The organism is uncultured Holdemanella sp., from assembly GCF_934754935.1.
Taxonomy (GTDB): domain Bacteria; phylum Bacillota_I; class Bacilli_A; order Erysipelotrichales; family Erysipelotrichaceae; genus Holdemanella.
Window position 1 is genome coordinate 1 of the sequence record NZ_CAKVJB010000017.1, and the last position, 19,160, is coordinate 19,160.

The following is a 19,160-nucleotide window of genomic DNA, read 5'->3' on the forward strand; positions in this document are numbered from 1 at the left end:
ACAGAAGCATTGGTGAATTTAGCTACTAATGCTTCTTTTATTTTTTAGTTATACAAATTCTGCAAAGTTAAGGTTATAGCCGTTATAGTGATTCTGTTCTTGAGGACTAAGTTTATTTGTATTATTTGAACAAGGATTGCGACCGCTATTTTGTAAGAGGGTTCTTGAGGACTAAGTTTATTTGTATTATTTGAACGCAGACGGCAAATATCTCAGCCTTGCCATCGTTCTTGAGGACTAAGTTTATTTGTATTATTTGAACAATTTCTTCAATTTCCTCAATGCTGCATGGTTCTTGAGGACTAAGTTTATTTGTATTATTTGAACCCCTTTGACGGAACAAATCTGTGGATCAGCGGTTCTTGAGGACTAAGTTTATTTGTATTATTTGAACCTTGGAGTTCCTAACGCTTCAACATAAATGTTCTTGAGGACTAAGTTTATTTGTATTATTTGGTGTTTTTTCTGGCAAAAATCCTTATGGTAGTTCTTAAGGGGGATTTTCATTTGCATTATTTGGTTTTATTGATCTTGTTTAATATTAACTACTACATACTCACATACACCCTCTGTTCTTATAGGAAAACCGCAGCCAACAAGGCCTGAGCTAATGATTTTTTTGTGTAGTGTTTAAATGTTTCTTTTCCGTAATCACCCACAAAGTTGGGTTGTAAATGGTAAGAATAAGAGAGTGGAAACATTTGACCGTTGAGGGTGTGGCCACTGAGTTGAAGGTTGACATTATTTTTAATGTTTTCTCTTGTTCCTTGTGGTTGACGGTCTAGGACAATGTTGTAGGTTTTGTTTGTAAGATTGTAGTCTTTTGTTTTCTTGCGATTTTTGTTTGTGTAATTTTTTCTGCCGATTAGAGTTATATTATTAAAATGTATTTCTTGATCATTTAGAATGGTAATGTTGTTTTTAGTGATTGAGTTTATTTCTTGTGAATTTTATTTTGTTTTCGTGATTGCCATAAACAGGGGCTACTTTAGTAAGTCTTCCGAGTTGTTTAAATAGAATTTCCATATCATCTTTGGATGTGGATTCATCCACGAAGTCTTTGCCAAGTAGATAGAAATTTGGTGTTTGTGATTTCTTTTGTTGTTGTGATATTGTAGGTGGTTTTATGGATGGTATACATATTCATAGAACCAAAAGTAACGATGGATGTGGACATGATGGCTGAAAGAAGTATGTAGATGATTGGTTTTCTTTTTTTGAATAATGCTAGTAATACAAGTAAACAAAATAATGCATGTATAGCCCACATGGCTTTATATGTACGCATATTTCGACAATTTAATAGTAATGCGATACAAATGGCGTATCGTATTTTTTTGTTTAATGTATCCTTTAATACGTTGTTAATTAAATAACATAATCCGATTTCTAGAATGAGAATTCACATTTGAAGATAGATCATACTATCACTTCCTTTTGGTCTTATCTTACACTATTGTTAGAAAGAATTTTTGTGCTTTGCAGTATAATAAAGTGGGTGAGATTATGTATAAAATATTGATTGTAGAAGATGATGAACTCATCTCAAAAAAGTTAGAATCGTTTCTTAAATCTTGGAACTATGATGTTTATCGAGTGGTTGATTTTTATAATGTGATGGATGCATTTCATTCCTTTAATCCAGACTTAATATTAATGGATATAACACTGCCTTATTTGAATGGATATTTGTGGACAGAAAAGATTCGTGAAGAATCCAAAGTTCCAATTATCTTTATTTCAAGTGCTACAGACAATATGAGTATTGTGATGGCTATCTCTAAGGGTGCGGATGATTTTGTGTGCAAGCCATTTGATTTAAATGTTCTAGCTGCTAAAATTACGGCAATATTAAGACGAAGCTATGACTTTGTATCCAATCATAATATTCTTGAATATCAAGGTGTACGCTTTAATTTAGATGATAATACAGTAAGTTTTCAATCTTCTCAAATGGAACTGAGTAAGAATGAGGCAAAGATCTTACGTTTACTTATGGAAAAAAAGGGGATGATTGTATCTCGCGATAGTCTAATGGAATGTTTGTGGAAGACGGATTTTTATGTGGATGAAAATGCATTAAGTGTGAATGTGAATCGTTTGCGTAAAAAGTTAGAGAGTATTGGCATTGTGGATTTTATTCAAACAAAAAAAGGGTTGGGATATAAGGTATGAAATTATTTGGCCATTATTTAAAAGATCGATTATTTTTTATAATGATTTATGTTGTAAGTGTTTTGATCTGTTTATGTGTATTTAAACTCTATAATCTAGAACTTGAAGCTTTTACATATGCCTTTATGATTTTATGTGTTTTATTGGTGGTTTGTTTCTTGTTTGATTACTACAAATATTATAAGAAACACCAAACACTAGTAACACTTCAATCCAATAGTAATGTTTCTTTGTCTTGTGATCTTCAAGATTCTTCATTGATGGGAGAAGACTATTATAAAATCTTAGTGGCTATGAAAGACAATCATGATGAGTATGTTATTTCTTCAGAAAATAAAATGCATGATCTAGAAGATTATTTTACGATGTGGGTGCATCAGGCTAAACTTCCCATTGCCGCTATGAAATTACTACTTGAAGATGAGAACTTAAGTCGTAGTGAAATTAAGTTGCAACTCTTACGTATGGATCAATATACAGATATGGTTTTAGCTTATTTAAGACTTAATAGTACGCATACCGATTTCTTATTTAAAGAATTAGAATTGGATGATTTGATTCGACAATCGATTCGCCGTTTCTCAACAGAATTTATTCGAAAACACATTCAATTACATTTTAAAGAAACCGGAGATGCTATTTTGAGTGATGAAAAGTGGCTTGTGTTTGTGTTGGAACAAATTCTTTCGAATAGTCTTAAATATACCAATGAAAATGGTTTGATATCTATATATATGAAGTCTAAACATATTTTAGTGATTGAAGATAATGGTATTGGTATTAGTGCAAGTGATTTAAATCGTGTGTTTGAAAAAGGATATACAGGTATGAATGGGCGTAGTGATAAAACAGCCAGTGGTCTAGGTCTATATTTGTGTAAGAATATTTTAGATATGTTGAATCATAAAATCAGAATTGAATCAAGTGTTGGTAAAGGAACTCGAGTCCTGTTAGATCTTACGCATTTTGAAGGAAGAATAGAGTAATCTTACAATCTTGTAAGGATAGTGTTAGCTGAATCGATGGCTGTATTTTTGGATTCTTTGTAGAATTTTGGTGTACATGGAGGTAATGAATATGGCATTATTAGAAGTAAAAAATTTGAAAAAAGTATATACAACAAGATTTACACAGAATCAAGTACAGGCATTGACCAACGTTAATTTTAGCGTGAATAAAGGTGAATATGTAGCTATCATGGGTGAGTCTGGATCTGGTAAGACAACCTTATTAAATATCTTGGCTGCTTTAGATAAACCAACAAGCGGACAAGTCTTACTACATGGTAAAGATATTACGCATATTTCAGAAAAGGAAATTGCGAACTTTCGAAGAGAACATTTAGGCTTTGTATTCCAAGATTTTAATTTATTAGATAATTTTAATAATCGCGATAATATTTTCTTGCCTTTAGTTTTAAGTAAGAAAAAATATCCGGAAATGAAAGAAAGATTGACTCCAATCGCCAAACAATTAGGAATTGAAGATATTTTGGATAAATTTCCATATGAAATAAGTGGTGGTCAAAAACAGCGTGTTGCCGTGGCGCGTGCCATCATCACAAATCCAGATTTGATCTTGGCCGATGAGCCAACGGGTGCTTTGGATTCAAAGAGTACAGAAGAACTTTTACATTTATTTGGAACTATCAATGAAAATCAACAAACGATTGTAATGGTAACCCATTCGACAAAAGCAGCAAGTCATGCTTCTCGTGTTCTATTTATTAAGGATGGAAAAATCTTCCATGAAATTTATAAGGGAAATAAAAATTTAGATCAGATGTATCAATGTATTAGTGATACGTTGACACTACTAGCTACAGGTGGTGTTCATCATGAGTAGAGCTTTCTATTTAAATTTAGCTGTAGATAATTTGAAAAAGAATGCGCGTACCATCATTCCTTATATACTAACGAGTGTCTTAACGACAATGATGTTGTATATGGTTGTTTCTTTGGCAAATAATCCAAACTTAAATGAGATGTTAGGGGCAATGCAACTAACGCAGATGTTAGGCTTTGGTGTTGTCATTATTGAAATCTTTGCGTTTATCTTCTTGTTCTATACATATAGTTTTTTAATTAAAAGAAGACAAAAAGAATTTGCGTTATTCTCTATATTAGGAATGGAAAAGAAACACTTAGCTCGCGTCTTGTTTTATGAAACTGCGATTACTTTATTTGTATCATTAGCTTTAGGCATTGGTTTAGGTATCTTGTTTGATAAAGCGATGTTTTTAATCATCGCAAAAATGATTGGTGCAGATATTATACTTGGTTTCTATTTCTCATTTATAGGTATGAGACAATGTGTTCTTGTGATTGGATTGATTTATATTTTGATTTATTTCTATTCTATGATTCGTATTCATATTTCAAGTCCAATTGAATTGCTTCATTCGAGTCATATGGGTGAAAAAGAGCCTAAGGCAAAATGGTTTCTATCTATTGTTGGTATTCTTTGTCTAGGTATTGGATACTATTTATCAATTACGACTAAAAATCCTTTAACGGCATTCTATTTTTTCTTTGTGGCTGTTGTACTTGTCATTATTGGAACGTATTTATTATTTACATCTATATCAGTGACTTTCTTAAAATTAATGAAAAAAAACAAGAATTACTACTATAAGACAAATCACTTTATTAGTATTTCTGGCATGATGTATCGTATGAAACAAAATGCGGTAGGACTAGCCAATATTTGTATTCTTTCAACGATGGTCTTAGTCATGTTGTCGACAACACTAAGTATGTGGTCAAGTATTGATCGTGCTGTGGATTCACAATATCCTAGAAGTGTAATGGGAAATGGATATGGGGATGCTTCAAATATTGATTTTGATGAAATGAGTGAAGAATTGATTCGTATGGGCATCGTTCCAAAGAATCTTCTTGCGTATAAAGAATTGAGCTATGCTGGATATTTAAAGAATGGAACTTTGATTACGGATTATCGGAATGAGGGGATGAATGCCGTAAATGAAATTCAAGAATTTTATTGTCTTCCACTAAAGGACATTCAGGACTATGAAAATATAAAGGGTTCTTTAAAGTCGAATGAAATTTATGTGTATTCTAATGTAGAGACGATTAAGGAAAAGACTCTATCTTTATTTGGAAAAGAATATGTTGTAAAAAAACAATTGGACCACTTGAAGATGGATGAGAGCAATCCCAATGTGACAGAACATTATTATATTATTGTGAATTCAGAAAAGACTTTAGAGAAGATGCAACAAGATCAGATACATGTGTATGGCGATAATGCGAGTGCAATACGTGCTTATTATTCGTTTGATTGTGATGCGAATGAGCGTGAAGTTATTAAAAAGTTAGGTCAGAATGAGAATATAAATGATTTTATTTGGTTAAGTAAATTGGATCAGAAACAAGGTTTGATTGAATTATATGCAGGCATCTTATTTATTGGAATCTTCTTAAGCTTTTTATTCATCATGGCAACCATTCTGATTATGTACTACAAACAAATTACAGAAGGCTATGAAGATAAGGATCGTTTTGAGATCATGCAAAAAGTAGGTCTTGAACAACAAGATGTAAAGAAGGCTATTCATTCACAGGTATTAACGGTATTCTTTATGCCATTACTTGTGGCAGGGCTTCATGTTTGTTTTGCGTATCCAATGATTGAAAAGCTACTTCATTTATTATTTGTGAGTGATTCATGGCTTTATATTCGTACGACAATATTCTGTTTTGTGGCCTTTGCGCTAGTCTACATTGTGATTTATGTATTAACTTCAAAAATCTATTATGGAATTGTAAAAAGAAATGCTTAATTGGATATTAGGGTTTCTCTTGATTGGATTATGTATCTATATTTATTATGTGAATCATCATGGAATTTAGTACTCGAATAGAGTACTATTTTTTTAGGTGATATATATGTTTATAAACGGATTTGACATCTTGTGGGATGAAATTGATGATTATGTGGCCGATATTAAAAGTATTCGAAGTATCGATCAATTCATGTTTAATAAGCCGGTGACTTTCTTTTGTGGAGAAAATGGAAGCGGTAAATCCACCTTGTTGGAGGCACTTGCGATTAAAAATGGATTGAATCCAGAAGGTGGAACAAGGAACTATGATTTTTCTACGTATGATTCGTATTCTAGTTTGCACAAACATATGCGTTTGTGGCGTTCTAGAAAACCGGATTGGATGTATTTCTTGCGTGCAGAAAGCTTTTATAATGTGGCAACTAAGGAAATGGAATATCGTGGTGTTTTTTCTGAAAGATATCATGATCAATCGCATGGTCAGAGTTTCTTTTCTGTATTGATGAAACAAACAAATAAAAATGGACTTTACTTTTTGGATGAACCCGAAGCAGCTTTATCTTGTCAGAATCAATTGGCATTATTATACTTGATTGAGGAGTGCGTGAAACAAAATTGTCAGTTTATCATTGCGACACATTCACCTATATTATTAGGGTTTCCGGATGCTCAAATCTTATCATTTGATGATGGTAAGGTAGAAGAAGTGGATTATAAATCAACTTCTAGCTATCAAACGATGAAATTGTTTTTGGATCGGTATGATTATTTTGTGGAAGATATTAAAAAAAATGAAATTTGAAAATCATTTATGTTTTTAGGATAATGTATTTGTTTGGAGGTTTATTGTGATTAAATTAATTGCGATTGGAAAGAATAAGGATAAGGCGTTACAGTCTTTAGAAAAAGAATATATGAAGCGATTATCAGCTTTTTGTAAGTTTAGTGAAATTGAAGTAAAGGATGAGGCGAATGAGCATGTTTCTAGAGAAGCCGAAGTTTTATTGGTGAAAGAAAAAGAGGGAAATCGTGTTCTGGAAAAATTATCAGACCAGGATTTTGTGGTCTTATTAGATCTTCATGGCAAGATGATTGATTCTGAAGCGTTTGCGAAGAATTTGGATATGTGGCAAATGAAGTATTCAAATATTGTCTTTGTGATTGCGGGCAGTCTTGGACCGAGTGAAAAATTAGTTTCGAGAGCAAATTATCGTTGGAAATTATCGGATCTAACTTTTACACATTTGATGACGCGGGTCTTGATGTTGGAACAAATTTATCGTGGTTTTATGATCAATAATGGTCGTAATTATCACAAGTAAGTGATGAAAGCGCTTTTTGTGGAATTTTTTGCTTGTGAAAAACTAGTCAATCAATTTATGTAGTGATATAATGGATGTGCAAAAAAATGACAGTAGGAGGAATATACATGACAAAGAGAACTGTTAAAGACCTTGATGTAGCTGGAAAAAAGGTCATCGTACGTTGTGATTTTAACGTGCCAAGAAAAGATGGCGTTATCACTGATGATAACCGTATCGTAATGGCTTTACCTACAATTAAATATTTAGTAGAAAACAAAGCTAAAGTTATTTTGATGTCTCACTTAGGAAAAGTTAAGACTGAAGAAGACAAAGCTAAAAACAACTTGGAATGCGTAGCTGTACGTTTACAAGAATTGTTACCAGATGTAAAAGTAACTTTCTGCCCAGTAACTCGTGGTGAAGAATTAGAAAACGCTGTAAATGCATTAGCTGATGGTGAAATCGTATTAATGCAAAATACTCGTTACGAAAAAGGCGAAAGCAAAAACGATCCTGAATTAGGTGCATATTGGGCTAGCTTAGGTGAAGTATTCGTTGAAGATGCATTCGGATCTGTTCACCGTGCGCACGCTTCTACTGTAGGTATCCCTACAAATATTAAAGAAAACGGATTAGGATTCTTAGTAGAAAAAGAAGTTACAATGTTAGGAAAAGCTGTTGATGAACCAGCTCACCCATTCGTAGCTATCATTGGTGGATCTAAAGTATCTAGTAAGATCGATGTCGTTGACAACTTATTGAAAAAAGCTGACAAAGTTATCATCGGTGGTGGAATGGCTTATACATTCTCTAAAGCTGTTGGTGGTTCAATTGGTACTTCATTAGTTGAAGATGACAAATTGGATTTAGCAAAAGAATATTTAGAAAAAGCTGGAGACAAATTAGTTCTTCCTGTAGATAACGTAATCGCTGATGCATTCAGTGAAGAAGCTAACACTTCTGTAGCAGATGCTGGACAAATTCCTGATGGATGGATGGGATTAGATATTGGTCCTAAATCTGTTGAATTGTTCAAAGAAACTTTAGCTGGTGCTAAAACTGTAGTATGGAATGGACCTATGGGTGTATTCGAAATGCCTAAATTCGCTAAAGGTACTGAAGAAGTATGTAAAGCAATCTCTGAATTACCAGATGCTATTACAGTAATCGGTGGTGGAGATTCTGCTGCTGCTGCAAAACAATTAGGATATGCAGACAAATTCTCTCACGTTTCAACTGGTGGTGGAGCTAGTTTGGAATATATGGAAGGTAAAACATTACCTGGTATCGCTATTATCAGCGAAAAGTAATAAGGAGATGTACTTAAGATGAGAAAACCTATTATCGTTGGAAACTGGAAAATGAACAAAAACAACGCTGAAACAAAAGCTTTCTTCGAAGCTGTTGACGGTGTTGCTGCTAGCGAAAATGCTACTTATGGAATTGGATGTCCATTCACTGATTTAAGAACTGCATTGGATCACGCTAAAAACTTAGTTGTAGCTGCTGAAAACTGCCACTTTGAAGATAGTGGAGCTTTCACTGGTGAAGTTAGTGTTCCTATGTTAGAAGAAATGGGTGTTAAATATTGCATTATCGGTCACTCAGAACGTCGTGAAATGTTCGGTGATACTGATGAAACAGTAAACAAAAAAGCAAAACGTTTAATCAAAGCTGGAATCACTCCAATCTTATGTGTTGGTGAAACAGAAGCTGATTATGATGCTGGAAACTCAGAAAAAGTAATTCGTGAAGAATTAGCTGGTTCTTTAGCTGACTTATGTCCAAAATGTGTTGGTGAAATGGTTATTGCCTACGAACCAATCTGGGCTATCGGAACTGGAAAATCTGCTTCAGTTGAAATTGCTGAAAACTGCTGTAAAATCGTACGTGACCAAGTTAAGGTTATGTATGGTGAAGAAGCTGCTGAAAAAGTACGTATCCAATATGGTGGAAGTGTTAAACCTAATAACATCGTTGAATATATGGCTCAACCAGATATCGATGGTGCATTAATTGGTGGTGCTAGTTTGAAAGAAGATAGCTTCACAGAAATCATTGAAAAAACAAAATAATTGATGATCATTTAGGCCTCTTTGAGGCCTTTTGTTTTTAGTCCATTCTAACCAAAAAGTAAATTTAGGGTTGTTTGAGAGGTCGTTTCGTGATAAACTAATCATGAACTATTTTAAATAGGGGGTAGAATAAAATGAATTTTGTAGAAAATAATGGTAAAAAAGTCGCAGCAATTCTTTGTGTAGCATCTGCTTTCCCTGTTGTCGCAACAGTGGTTGCAGCCAAGGAAGAACCAGGATGGCATGGCGATCGTTACGTAAATGAAGATAAAACTGTAGCTAAAGGATGGCAAGAAATTGAAGGAAAATCTTACTATTTCTCAGAAGATGGTACAGTAAACTCTTCAAAAACTGAAAATGCCACTACTGCTAGCGTTTCAAGTAACATTACAGGGGAAGTGAAAGAAACAGTAGCGACAGCTAGTCAAGAAGCTGTAAAACAAGAAACAGAAGAAAAAGCAGTTGTAGAAGAAACACCTGTTCAAACTGAAGAAGTTAAAACAGAAACAACAGAAACAACAGAAACAACTACTGATACAACAACGGATACTACTGTAACTCCGGATACTGCTGAAACTCCAGAAGTTCCTGCAGCTCCAGAACAGACTCCAGAGCAAAATCCAACACCTGCTCCAGAAGCTCCTGCAGCTCCAGAACAGACTCCAGAGCAAAATCCAACACCTGCTCCAGAAGCTCCTGCAACTCCAGAACAAAATCCAACACCAGCTCCTGAAGCTCCTGCAGCTCCAGAACAGACACCAAGTGAGGATACAACAACTCCAGCTCCAACTCCAGATCAGACAGTTACTCCTGCTCCTGAAGAAACTGTAACACCAGCTCCAGAACAAACAACTTCTAGCTTAGGTGATCGTATTTCTTCATCAGCTCAAGGATTAGTCGGTGTTACGGATGGATTATGGTGTACTCAAGTTGTACAACAAGCATTGGCAAATGCGGGTGTAAGTGATGCATATCAATTATGGCCAGATCAATATCAAGGTGTATATGGATATTATACAGATAGTCCTTTAGCTGGTGACTTGATTTACTACAACAATGGTGGACGTGGTGTTGACCACATCGCTATCTATATTGGAAATGGACAAGCTATACATGGAAACTACAAAGGTAAGACTGTACAAGCTAGTGCATATCAAGACGGTATGGGTAATCCGCAATATATTCGTGTAGTAAGATAATTGAAATTTTAAGCTTGGCAATTTGCCAGGCTTTTTTTTAGTGTCGTTGTATTGTATAATATGAGGTAGTTTTGGAGGCTAAAATATATGAATGAAGCTTATAAAAATCTTCTAGAAAGAAGAAGTGTAAGAAAATATAATGATAAAAAGGTCAGTCATGACTTAATTGAAAAAATAGTATATGCAGGTCAATTTGCGCCTAGTGGAATGAATCGTCAAATCTATGCCTTTGTGGTTGTAGAAGATGAAGAATTGATGCATGAACTATCGAAAAAGAATGCAGAAGCTATGAATTCTACATCCGATCCTTTCTATGGGGCTAAAAGTATGATTATTGTATTTGCGGATACAAATGCACCGACATATTTATATGATGGAGTCTTAGCTATGGGCAATCTAATGAATGCAGCCAATGCCTTAGGTGTTGACTCATGTTGGATCCATCGTGCTAAAGAAGTTTTTAAAACGGATTTTGGCAAAGAATTAAAGAAAAAATGGTGCTTACCAGAATCTTATGAAGGTATTGGACATTGTATTTTAGGCTATAGAGATGGAGAACTTTCAAAACGCGCTGAAAGAATTTCTAAGGTGATTTATGCATAATATACGTATTGGTCAGGCCGTAGATATTCATCAACTTGTCAAGGGCCGTAAGCTCATTCTAGGCGGTATAGAAATTGAACACTCAAAAGGCTTATTAGGACATTCCGATGCGGATGTTTTAGTGCATGCGGTTGGTGAAAGTATTCTAGGCGCACTTGCCTTAGGAGATCTTGGAAAGCATTTTCCGGATACGGATCCTAAATATAAAGGAGCGAATAGTTTAGATTTGTTAGCTCATATTTATGAAATGATGAATGAAATGGGCTATCAAATTGGAAATGTGGATGCGACAATCTTGGCCGAAAGACCGAAAATGGCACCACATATTATGGCTATGCGAGAAAATATCGCAAACGTTTTACATTGTGATATGGAAGATATTTCCATCAAGGCTACTCGGGGTGAAAAGCTAGGCTTTGTAGGAAATGAAGAGGGCATAGTGAGTTTAAGTGTTTGTATATTGGAGAAAAAAGGATGAGAGTTGTAATTCAAAGGGCAAAAAACGCAAAATGTACAGTTGAAGGGCAAGTGACAGGTCAAATTGATCAGGGTTATTGTCTTTTTGTAGGTTTTAATAATGAGGATACAGAAGAAATCATGGATAAAATGATTCATAAGATTTTATTTTTACGTATTTTTGAAGATGAAAATGGAAAGATGAATAAATCCATTCAAGATGTAGGTGGTAGTATTCTATCTATTTCACAATTTACTTTATATGCCGATTGTAAGAAGGGAAATCGCCCAAGTTTTACAAATGCAGGAAAACCAGATTTGGCAACTGTATTGTATGATCAATTCAATCAGAAGCTACAAGATCAAGGTATGCATGTTGAAAAAGGTATATTTGGAGCGGATATGAAGATTGAATTGTTGAATGATGGTCCAGTCACAATTGTATTGGATTCAAAGGAGTTGTTTTAATGGAAATTATATATGGAAATACACTGGCAGATAGTATCAAGTCTTCAATGAAACAAAAGATTGATGACATTCGTGCCCAAGGAAAAAGATTACCATTATTAAGTGTAGTGCTTGTTGGAAATAATCCGGCTAGTATGTCTTATGTTCGTGGTAAAGAAAAGGCTTGTTCTTCTATTGGGATGCTTCAACAAACGATTCGCTTAGATGAAAATGTATCGCAAGAAGAATTAAGTAAGGTGATTACAGAGTTAAATCTAGATCCAGAAGTGGATGGTATTTTAGTACAAATGCCATTACCAGAACATCTAGATGAAACGGCCGCCTTAGAATTGATTGATCCACAAAAAGATGTGGATGGTTTACACCCCATGAATGCAGGATGTTTATTGACAAATCGCCCAGGCTTTATTCCTTGTACACCACAAGGCGTTATGGCGATGCTTGATTCGATTGGATATAAAGATCTATCTGGAAAACGTGCGGTTGTTTGTGGAAGAAGTAATTTGGTTGGAAAACCCGTCGCATTATTGCTTCAAAATCGCAATGCGACAGTAACAATTGTTCATTCAAAGACGCCGGATATTGAAAAGATTGCTTCACAAGCTGATATTTTGATTGTTGCGATGGGTGTTAGTCAAATGGTCAATGAAAATTGGGTAAAAGAAGGAGCTGTCGTGATTGATGTGGGAATCAACCGTGTCAATGGGAAACTTGTTGGGGATTGTGACTTTGAATCAGTTGCGAAAAAGGCGAGTTATGTAAGTCCAGTGCCAAAAGGTGTTGGTCCAATGACAGTTTGTATGTTATTATCGAATACGTTAGATGCATATAAAATGCATACGCAAGGAGAATAATTATGGAATATGGATTAAATGATATTGTAGAAATGAAAAAAGAGCATCCTTGTCATAAGTCCACAGAATGGAAAATTATTCGTATGGGTGCTGATATTCGAATTAAGTGTTTGGGTTGTGGAGCTAGTGTTCTAATGCCTAGACAAAAATTTGAAAAGAAATTGAAAAAAGTAATTCGACATGAAGAAGAATAGAGAGGATGTATTGAATTTATGCCATTAACTGCAGGAATCGTTGGTCTTCCTAACGTTGGAAAATCGACTTTATTTAACGCTATCACCAAATCTCAGGTGGAAGCCGCAAACTATCCATTTGCGACAATTCAACCCAATGTAGGTGTTGTAGAAGTACCAGACTATCGTATTGATCGTTTAGTTGAAATTTTTAATCCTAAAAAAACAATTTATACAACATTTGAATTTACTGACATTGCAGGATTAGTAAAAGGAGCTAGTCAAGGGGAAGGGTTGGGTAACCAATTCTTATCGAACATTCGTTTAACAGATGCGATTTGTCACGTGGTTCGTTGTTTTGACAATCCAGATATTACACACGTAGAAAATAGTGTGGATCCAATTCGTGATATTGAAATTATCAACTTAGAATTGACTTTGGCTGACCTTCAAACAATTGAAAATCGTAGAAGTAAGATTGAACGTAAGGCAAAGACAAACAAAGATAAAGAATCTTTAGATGAACTTGCTTTATTGGATCGTCTTCAACCTGTTTTAGAAGAAGGAAAACCAGCGCGTTCGTTAGAATTAAATGAAGAAGAACAAATTTTGATGAAGGGTTATAACTTATTGACAGCGAAACCTATGATCTATGTTGCCAACTTAGATGATGAAGGTATCATGGATCCAGATTCATGCGCTTACTATAATCAAGTAAAGGAGTATGCGCAAAGTCAAAATAATCAAGTTGTTGCCTTATGTGCACAAATGGAAGAAGAATTGTCTGGTTTAGATAAAGAAGAAAAAGATGCTTTCTTAGAAGAATTGGGTGTTGAAACTTCTGGTTTAGACCAATTGATTCAAGAAGCCTATTCCGTATTAGATTTATGTACGTTCTTAACGGCTGGAGAAGATGAATGTCGTGCATGGACATTTAAAAAAGGGATGAAAGCACCAGATTGTGCTGGCATTATCCATACAGATTTCAAGAAGGGATTTATTCGTGCCGAAGTATATCGCTTTGATGATATTGATGAATTAGGTAGCGAATTAGCTATCAAAGAAGCAGGACGTCTACGTCTAGAAGGAAAGGATTATGTCGTTCAAGATGGCGATGTAATGCACTTTAGATTTAATGTTTAGTCTACAAAATATTATCTATTTGGTGATTGCCGTTATTCTATCTATGTCGATTCATGAAACGGCACATGGTTTAGTTTCTTATTGGATGGGTGATCCTACAGCTAAATTAGAGGGAAGATTAAGTTTAAATCCTTTTAAGCATGTGGATTGGCTAGGACTTGTTTGTCTACTGATATGTGGATTTGGATGGGCAAAACCCGTTCCGATCGATGCAAGATATTATAAGGATGCAAAAACTGGGATTATTTGGACAAGTTTTGCGGGTCCAGTCGCAAATTTTCTTCTAAGCTTTATTTGTGTATTCCTATTTTATGCACTTTATAAATTTGCACCTCAATTTATGATGACAAGTGTGGGTTATTTTGTATCGAATACATTGACGTATACAGGACTCATTTCTACAGGATTTGGAATCTTTAACTTGATTCCAGTACCACCACTAGATGGATCGAAAATATTATTTTCGTTTTTACCAGATGATCAATATTATAAATTTATTGATGGTGCACCATGGATGAACTTCTTATTTATCTTTTTGATTTTTACAGGTCTATTAGACTATCCACTTGGTATGTTACGTTCAAATATGATCCAATTTTTTGAAATGATCGCAAAGATGATTTTAGGTTTCTAAAGTCATCTTTTTTAAACGCTTTCAGAAAAAAATTACATTTAACTAAAAATTAACATAAATTTAATATTGTTTTGACATTATTTTTATTGCATAATAAAGGCGTCGCGATATGCGTAAAAATTGAAAATAAAATATTCATTTTATAAAAGGAGTTCAAGATGGAAATAGTTACAATGGTCTTATCCCTATTAGGTGGCATTGCGTTATTTTTGTTCGGTATGTCTTTAATGGGCGATGGACTAAAAAGCGTAGCTGGCAATAAGTTGGAAGCATTCTTGTACAAGATGACAAACACAAGTCTAAAAGGTGTTGCCCTAGGTGCAGGTGTTACTTCTGTTATTCAATCTAGTAGTGCTACGACAGTAATGGTCATTGGTTTTGTTAACTCAGGTATGATGAAACTAAGACAAGCAATCGGTATTATTATGGGTGCTAATATTGGTACAAGTATTACTGGTTGGATATTGTGTTTATCTTATGTTGGTGGATCTAGTGGTATCGCAAGCCTATTCTCAACGGCTACGATCACAACTTTGTTTGCGTTTATTGGTATTTGTTTAAAAACATTTGGAAAACGTACTACACATAAAAATGTTGGAAATATCATGCTAGGTTTTGCGATTTTAATGACGGGTATGCAACAAATGAGTGGAGCAGTTTCACCTTTAAGAACAAATGAAACATTCATTAGTATGCTTACAATGTTCTCAAATCCAGTCATGGGTATTCTTATTGGTATTTTGTTTACAGCGGTTCTACAAAGTGCAAGTGCTGCCATCGGTATTTTGCAGGCACTATCAATGACAGGCTCATTGACATTTGCTGCAGCCTTCCCAATTAACTTAGGAATTGGTATTGGTGCTGCATGTCCTGTGTTGATTTCTGCCTTAAGTGCAAATAAGAATGGTAAACGTACCGCATTAGAATATTTGATCAATGACTTATTTGGTATGATTATTTGGTCTATCTTATTCTATGGTTCAAATCTATTTATGCACTATGATTTTTTGAATAAAGTTATGTCCCCAGTAAATATTGCATTAATGAATACAGCGATTCGTTGTGGAAATGTATTAGTTTTATTCTGGTTCATTCCTCAAATTGAAAAATTATTGATGCGTATTGTCAAAGACAGTCCAGAAGATCTAGCAGAACAGGCTGACTTTGATTTATTAGAAGAACGTTTGATTCCTTATCCTGCCTTAGCTATTGCTCAATGTCATCGTGTTATGAATGGTATGGCTAAAAAGGTTCGTAATAATGTGAATCGTTCAATGAACTTGATCAATGAATTTAGACCGGAAAAATATGAGAAAGTACATCGTAAAGAAACATTGATTGATAAATATGAAGCGCGTTTAGGTTCTTATTTGATGCAACTTACAAAACAAGCATTAAATACTGAACAAACAAGACAAGCCTCATTATATCTTCATACTATTAGTGACTTTGAAAGAATTGGTGATCACGCGGCAGATATTGCCGAGATGTCAAAGAGTATCAATGAAAATCGTATGGAAATGTCAGAAGCGGCTATGGATGAATTAAATCTTGTCATGGAAGCGGTTCGTGAATCGATGAATATGACATACCATGCATATCTAGAAGATGATTTAGATTTGGCTCGACGTGTATCTCCACTTGGAATTGTCATTCGTGGACTATGTGATGAAATGAAATTACGTCACGTTGAACGTTTATCTCAAGGAAACTGTGGACTTGAAGAAGGTACAGTATTCAATGATTTATTGAATAGTTTAAACCGTATTGCCACACACTGTGCAAGTAGTATGGTGGCCTTGGTCAAGATTCGTGAAAAAGATACAGATATCCACATTCACGATTCAAAAGTATATGCGATTGAGGGTGATGATTATAAAACGACGTTGGCTGAATATCGCGAAAAATATGATCTTGGACAAAGAGAAGGTCGTATTGTAAGTATGGAAGACGATCAAGTTGAATAGAAATTAAAAAAGGGCCTGAGAAATCAGGCCTTTGATGTATTAATTTGAATGTCACATTTGTCTTGGATTGAAAAAGTATTAAAATAGGCTTCTTCTAAAGGAATCCATTGTTGAATGAAATTATTCAACATCTTTGGATTTCTTTTTCTTAGTCTTTCTATTTGTTCATCTTTATTGACTGTTAAGAAAACGGAAAAATCATAATATTTTTGAAGACTAGAATGCATAGAGTAAGAGCCTTCTATAATATTGAATGGTTTATATGGAATCAAGATAGCATGCTCTATAGACATAGTTGAACAATTAAATTTACACAACTTCACATCTTCATGTTTTGATAATGGAATCAATATCTCTTGTTCAAAACGTTCATGATCCACGTTTTCTCCAGGACTTTCAAGCCTTTCTTTTGTCCTTTGAAAAGGTTGTAGAAAGAAATCATCCATTTTAAATACATTACAATCATATATTTGTTTTAAAAGCATTGAAAGTGTTGTTTTACCAGAAGCACAACGACCATCGATGGAAATCATAGAAGGATGTTCGTTATCTATATATTTAAATAGTTCTAGAAATGGAAGATACTTTTTATGAATTAAGCGATAGGATGGATGATACAATTGATTGAACGTATCTGAATGATGAATTGCAGGATAACCCTCTTTTTTCCATTTTAAAAGTAAATCCTTAGATTGTTCGAATGAAAAGGGAAGAGTATTGTCGAAGATAAGATCTAAAAGAGTTTGAATCTTATCTTCAAGTTGTTTGATTCCATGTTTTTCTTGCTGGCTAGATAGTATAAATAAAGTACTGAGTGTATTTACAGTTAAGCCATAATTTAAATGTAGACGTACATAGTCTCCATCTAATTCTTCAATTGAATCATATGGATCTTTACTCGTTTGTAGTTCTAGTTCAATATTGGATTTGACTTTAGAAAAATCAGAAACAAGGTGTTCACATCCAAAACTACTTTGATACAAGAATTTCATTAAATCTTGTAGTTCTAGTTGTGGATATGTTTGAAATTGATGGAGTATATATTCTTTTGTGTTCATAGAAGATATTTTATCATATTCTTTACTTTTTGATTATAGATAAAAACTATAACAAGTACATATTTTTAAATATTATAAATAATCAGTTAGAAATGATAAAATAATGTCATTGGAGGAAATTTACTTATGTTGAATATTAAATATGATATTGTAGGATCTTTTTTAAGACCACAAGAAATTAAAGAGGCGCGTGCTAAATTTAATAATAATGAAATCACATATGAACAATTACGTGATATTGAAGATGAACAAATCGCAAAATTGGTAGCGAAGGAAGTACAACATGGATTAAAGTTTGTGACAGATGGAGAATTCCGTCGTCGCTGGTGGCATTTGGATTGGTTAAAAGAATTTGATGGTTTTACCACAAAACACTTAGATAAGTTTATTAATGGAAGAAACAATCATATTGAATTGGGTATGATTGAAGGAAAGATTTCTTATGATCCTAATAAGGCACATAAAGAAATGTACGCATGGGATTTTCTAAAGAAGGAAGCTAGTAAATATGGAGTAGAGGCTAAGAAATGTATTTCTGGACCGAATATGATTTTGATTGATCATTTCTTACAATTAGGTATTAAAGATACACCATATTATGGTACGGATATTGAAGCCGTGATTGAAGATATTGGTTTGGCATATCAAGCTGCCATTCGTGATTTCTACGATCATGGATGTCGCTATATTCAAATTGATGATACTTCATGGACATATATGATTGATGATACGTTTGTTTCAAAGGTAGAAGGTTTGGGTTATACAAAAGCACAAGTGTTAGATTGGTTTGTGCGTGTAAGTACAAAGGCTTTGGAAAATCGTCCAGAAGACATGCAGATCGCAACACATTTCTGTAAAGGAAACTTCAAAGGAAATCCATTGTTCCATGGATTCTATGATACAATCGCAAAATCAGTCGCAAGTATTCCATATGATGGTTATTTTGTAGAATATGACGATGCTCGTAGTGGAACCTTTGATCCTTGGGCTGTTTTAAAAGGTACAGACCGCACATTTGTGGCTGGTTTGATTTCTACAAAACGTCCAGAATTAGAGGAGCACGATGCGATTAAAGCACGTTATGAACAAGCTAAAGCCGTAGTCGGAGATAATATTGCGCTTTCTCCACAATGTGGATTTGCCTCTGTTGAAGAAGGTAACTGCATTGATGAAGAAACACAATGGAAGAAAATTGATTTATTGGTATCTTGCCAAGACTTTATTTAAGGGAAATCTTTTGATT

General features: G+C 34.2%; 20 protein-coding genes and 1 CRISPR repeat array. Of the genes, 18 read left to right on the plus strand and 2 right to left on the minus strand.

Annotation, left to right across the window (positions count from 1 at the left end; genetic code table 11):
* Window positions 1-95 precede the first annotated feature (95 nt).
* Window positions 96-519: a CRISPR direct-repeat array (repeat unit 33 nt; unit sequence GTTCTTGAGGACTAAGTTTATTTGTATTATTTG).
* 526 nt (window positions 520-1,045) lie between these two features.
* Window positions 1,046-1,288, minus strand: a complete 243-nt coding sequence (locus tag Q0E86_RS05865) for a hypothetical protein (RefSeq protein WP_295755280.1) — start codon at window positions 1,286-1,288, stop codon at window positions 1,046-1,048.
* A 218-nt stretch (window positions 1,289-1,506) separates the two neighbouring features.
* Here Q0E86_RS05865 and Q0E86_RS05870 point away from each other — a divergent pair, with 218 nt between their 5' ends.
* The 17 genes from Q0E86_RS05870 to Q0E86_RS05950 all read left to right on the plus strand — a co-directional run bounded on the left by Q0E86_RS05870 (window position 1,507) and on the right by Q0E86_RS05950 (window position 16,859).
* A complete protein-coding gene (locus tag Q0E86_RS05870) occupies window positions 1,507-2,175 on the plus strand; it encodes a response regulator transcription factor (protein WP_295755282.1) in 669 nt (222 codons plus the stop codon).
* Window positions 2,172-3,161: a sensor histidine kinase gene (locus Q0E86_RS05875; protein ID WP_295755284.1), complete on the plus strand. Its 990-nt coding sequence runs from the start codon at window positions 2,172-2,174 to the stop codon at window positions 3,159-3,161. Before Q0E86_RS05870 ends, Q0E86_RS05875 begins: the two co-directional genes overlap by 4 nt.
* Before the next feature lie 91 nt (window positions 3,162-3,252).
* Window positions 3,253-4,020 carry an ABC transporter ATP-binding protein gene (locus Q0E86_RS05880; protein ID WP_270463524.1) on the plus strand — a complete coding sequence of 256 codons (768 nt, stop codon included), beginning with the start codon at window positions 3,253-3,255 and terminating at the stop codon, window positions 4,018-4,020.
* Complete coding sequence (locus Q0E86_RS05885; RefSeq protein WP_295755286.1) at window positions 4,013-5,980, plus strand: ABC transporter permease; 1,968 nt, start codon at window positions 4,013-4,015, stop codon at window positions 5,978-5,980. Before Q0E86_RS05880 ends, Q0E86_RS05885 begins: the two co-directional genes overlap by 8 nt.
* Before the next feature lie 106 nt (window positions 5,981-6,086).
* The gene (locus Q0E86_RS05890; protein ID WP_295755288.1) at window positions 6,087-6,785 is read left to right on the plus strand and encodes an AAA family ATPase; all 699 of its coding nucleotides are present in this window, start codon (window positions 6,087-6,089) and stop codon (window positions 6,783-6,785) included.
* A gap of 46 nt (window positions 6,786-6,831) precedes the next feature.
* Window positions 6,832-7,305, plus strand: coding sequence for a 23S rRNA (pseudouridine(1915)-N(3))-methyltransferase RlmH (locus Q0E86_RS05895; protein ID WP_288535942.1), 474 nt, complete (start codon window positions 6,832-6,834; stop codon window positions 7,303-7,305).
* A 107-nt stretch (window positions 7,306-7,412) separates the two neighbouring features.
* A complete protein-coding gene (gene pgk / locus Q0E86_RS05900; protein ID WP_295564085.1) occupies window positions 7,413-8,597 on the plus strand; it encodes a phosphoglycerate kinase in 1,185 nt (394 codons plus the stop codon).
* Window positions 8,598-8,615: 18 nt separating this feature from the next.
* Window positions 8,616-9,362, plus strand: a complete 747-nt coding sequence (gene tpiA / locus Q0E86_RS05905; RefSeq protein ID WP_003864374.1) for a triose-phosphate isomerase — start codon at window positions 8,616-8,618, stop codon at window positions 9,360-9,362.
* 134 nt (window positions 9,363-9,496) lie between these two features.
* Window positions 9,497-10,561: a C40 family peptidase gene (locus Q0E86_RS05910; RefSeq protein WP_295755291.1), complete on the plus strand. Its 1,065-nt coding sequence runs from the start codon at window positions 9,497-9,499 to the stop codon at window positions 10,559-10,561.
* Between the two features lie 87 nt (window positions 10,562-10,648).
* The gene (locus Q0E86_RS05915; protein ID WP_295755293.1) at window positions 10,649-11,164 is read left to right on the plus strand and encodes a nitroreductase; all 516 of its coding nucleotides are present in this window, start codon (window positions 10,649-10,651) and stop codon (window positions 11,162-11,164) included.
* Window positions 11,157-11,642, plus strand: a complete 486-nt coding sequence (gene ispF, locus Q0E86_RS05920; RefSeq protein ID WP_295755295.1) for a 2-C-methyl-D-erythritol 2,4-cyclodiphosphate synthase — start codon at window positions 11,157-11,159, stop codon at window positions 11,640-11,642. Before Q0E86_RS05915 ends, ispF begins: the two co-directional genes overlap by 8 nt.
* Entirely contained in the window at window positions 11,639-12,088 is a 450-nt protein-coding gene (dtd, locus tag Q0E86_RS05925; protein ID WP_295755297.1) for a D-aminoacyl-tRNA deacylase, read from the plus strand. The genes ispF and dtd overlap by 4 nt, the downstream gene beginning before the upstream one ends.
* Complete coding sequence (folD, locus tag Q0E86_RS05930; protein WP_295755299.1) at window positions 12,088-12,942, plus strand: bifunctional methylenetetrahydrofolate dehydrogenase/methenyltetrahydrofolate cyclohydrolase FolD; 855 nt, start codon at window positions 12,088-12,090, stop codon at window positions 12,940-12,942. Before dtd ends, folD begins: the two co-directional genes overlap by 1 nt.
* Before the next feature lie 2 nt (window positions 12,943-12,944).
* Complete coding sequence (locus Q0E86_RS05935) at window positions 12,945-13,136, plus strand: DUF951 domain-containing protein (RefSeq protein WP_003864368.1); 192 nt, start codon at window positions 12,945-12,947, stop codon at window positions 13,134-13,136.
* Window positions 13,137-13,154: 18 nt separating this feature from the next.
* Window positions 13,155-14,258, plus strand: a complete 1,104-nt coding sequence (gene ychF, locus Q0E86_RS05940) for a redox-regulated ATPase YchF (protein ID WP_270742414.1) — start codon at window positions 13,155-13,157, stop codon at window positions 14,256-14,258.
* On the plus strand, window positions 14,251-14,892 hold the full coding sequence (locus Q0E86_RS05945) for a site-2 protease family protein (RefSeq protein WP_295755303.1): 642 nt from the start codon (window positions 14,251-14,253) through the stop codon (window positions 14,890-14,892). Before ychF ends, Q0E86_RS05945 begins: the two co-directional genes overlap by 8 nt.
* Before the next feature lie 158 nt (window positions 14,893-15,050).
* Window positions 15,051-16,859: a Na/Pi cotransporter family protein gene (locus Q0E86_RS05950; RefSeq protein WP_295755305.1), complete on the plus strand. Its 1,809-nt coding sequence runs from the start codon at window positions 15,051-15,053 to the stop codon at window positions 16,857-16,859.
* A 23-nt stretch (window positions 16,860-16,882) separates the two neighbouring features.
* On the opposite strand, the gene Q0E86_RS05955 is transcribed toward Q0E86_RS05950, so the two are convergent.
* Complete coding sequence (locus Q0E86_RS05955; protein WP_295755307.1) at window positions 16,883-17,917, minus strand: hypothetical protein; 1,035 nt, start codon at window positions 17,915-17,917, stop codon at window positions 16,883-16,885.
* A 126-nt stretch (window positions 17,918-18,043) separates the two neighbouring features.
* On the opposite strand from Q0E86_RS05955, the gene Q0E86_RS05960 reads away from it, so the two are divergent.
* On the plus strand, window positions 18,044-19,144 hold the full coding sequence (locus Q0E86_RS05960; protein ID WP_288535907.1) for a methionine synthase: 1,101 nt from the start codon (window positions 18,044-18,046) through the stop codon (window positions 19,142-19,144).
* Window positions 19,145-19,160 lie beyond the last annotated feature (16 nt).

Bases quoted from the DNA above. Each gene is read 5' to 3' on its own strand.
- Q0E86_RS05865 (WP_295755280.1), bottom strand. From the start codon at position 1,288: ATGCGTACATATAAAGCCATGTGGGCTATACATGCATTATTTTGTTTA.
- Q0E86_RS05880 (WP_270463524.1), top strand. From the start codon at position 3,253: ATGGCATTATTAGAAGTAAAAAATTTGAAAAAAGTATATACAACAAGA.
- Q0E86_RS05960 (WP_288535907.1), top strand. From the start codon at position 18,044: ATGTTGAATATTAAATATGATATTGTAGGATCTTTTTTAAGACCACAA.
- Q0E86_RS05950 (WP_295755305.1), top strand. From the start codon at position 15,051: ATGGAAATAGTTACAATGGTCTTATCCCTATTAGGTGGCATTGCGTTA.
- Q0E86_RS05875 (WP_295755284.1), top strand. From the start codon at position 2,172: ATGAAATTATTTGGCCATTATTTAAAAGATCGATTATTTTTTATAATG.
- Q0E86_RS05870 (WP_295755282.1), top strand. From the start codon at position 1,507: ATGTATAAAATATTGATTGTAGAAGATGATGAACTCATCTCAAAAAAG.
- tpiA (WP_003864374.1), top strand. From the start codon at position 8,616: ATGAGAAAACCTATTATCGTTGGAAACTGGAAAATGAACAAAAACAAC.
- Q0E86_RS05910 (WP_295755291.1), top strand. From the start codon at position 9,497: ATGAATTTTGTAGAAAATAATGGTAAAAAAGTCGCAGCAATTCTTTGT.
- Q0E86_RS05890 (WP_295755288.1), top strand. From the start codon at position 6,087: ATGTTTATAAACGGATTTGACATCTTGTGGGATGAAATTGATGATTAT.
- pgk (WP_295564085.1), top strand. From the start codon at position 7,413: ATGACAAAGAGAACTGTTAAAGACCTTGATGTAGCTGGAAAAAAGGTC.
- ispF (WP_295755295.1), top strand. From the start codon at position 11,157: ATGCATAATATACGTATTGGTCAGGCCGTAGATATTCATCAACTTGTC.
- Q0E86_RS05955 (WP_295755307.1), bottom strand. From the start codon at position 17,917: ATGAACACAAAAGAATATATACTCCATCAATTTCAAACATATCCACAA.
- dtd (WP_295755297.1), top strand. From the start codon at position 11,639: ATGAGAGTTGTAATTCAAAGGGCAAAAAACGCAAAATGTACAGTTGAA.
- Q0E86_RS05935 (WP_003864368.1), top strand. From the start codon at position 12,945: ATGGAATATGGATTAAATGATATTGTAGAAATGAAAAAAGAGCATCCT.
- ychF (WP_270742414.1), top strand. From the start codon at position 13,155: ATGCCATTAACTGCAGGAATCGTTGGTCTTCCTAACGTTGGAAAATCG.
- Q0E86_RS05945 (WP_295755303.1), top strand. From the start codon at position 14,251: ATGTTTAGTCTACAAAATATTATCTATTTGGTGATTGCCGTTATTCTA.
- Q0E86_RS05885 (WP_295755286.1), top strand. From the start codon at position 4,013: ATGAGTAGAGCTTTCTATTTAAATTTAGCTGTAGATAATTTGAAAAAG.
- folD (WP_295755299.1), top strand. From the start codon at position 12,088: ATGGAAATTATATATGGAAATACACTGGCAGATAGTATCAAGTCTTCA.
- Q0E86_RS05915 (WP_295755293.1), top strand. From the start codon at position 10,649: ATGAATGAAGCTTATAAAAATCTTCTAGAAAGAAGAAGTGTAAGAAAA.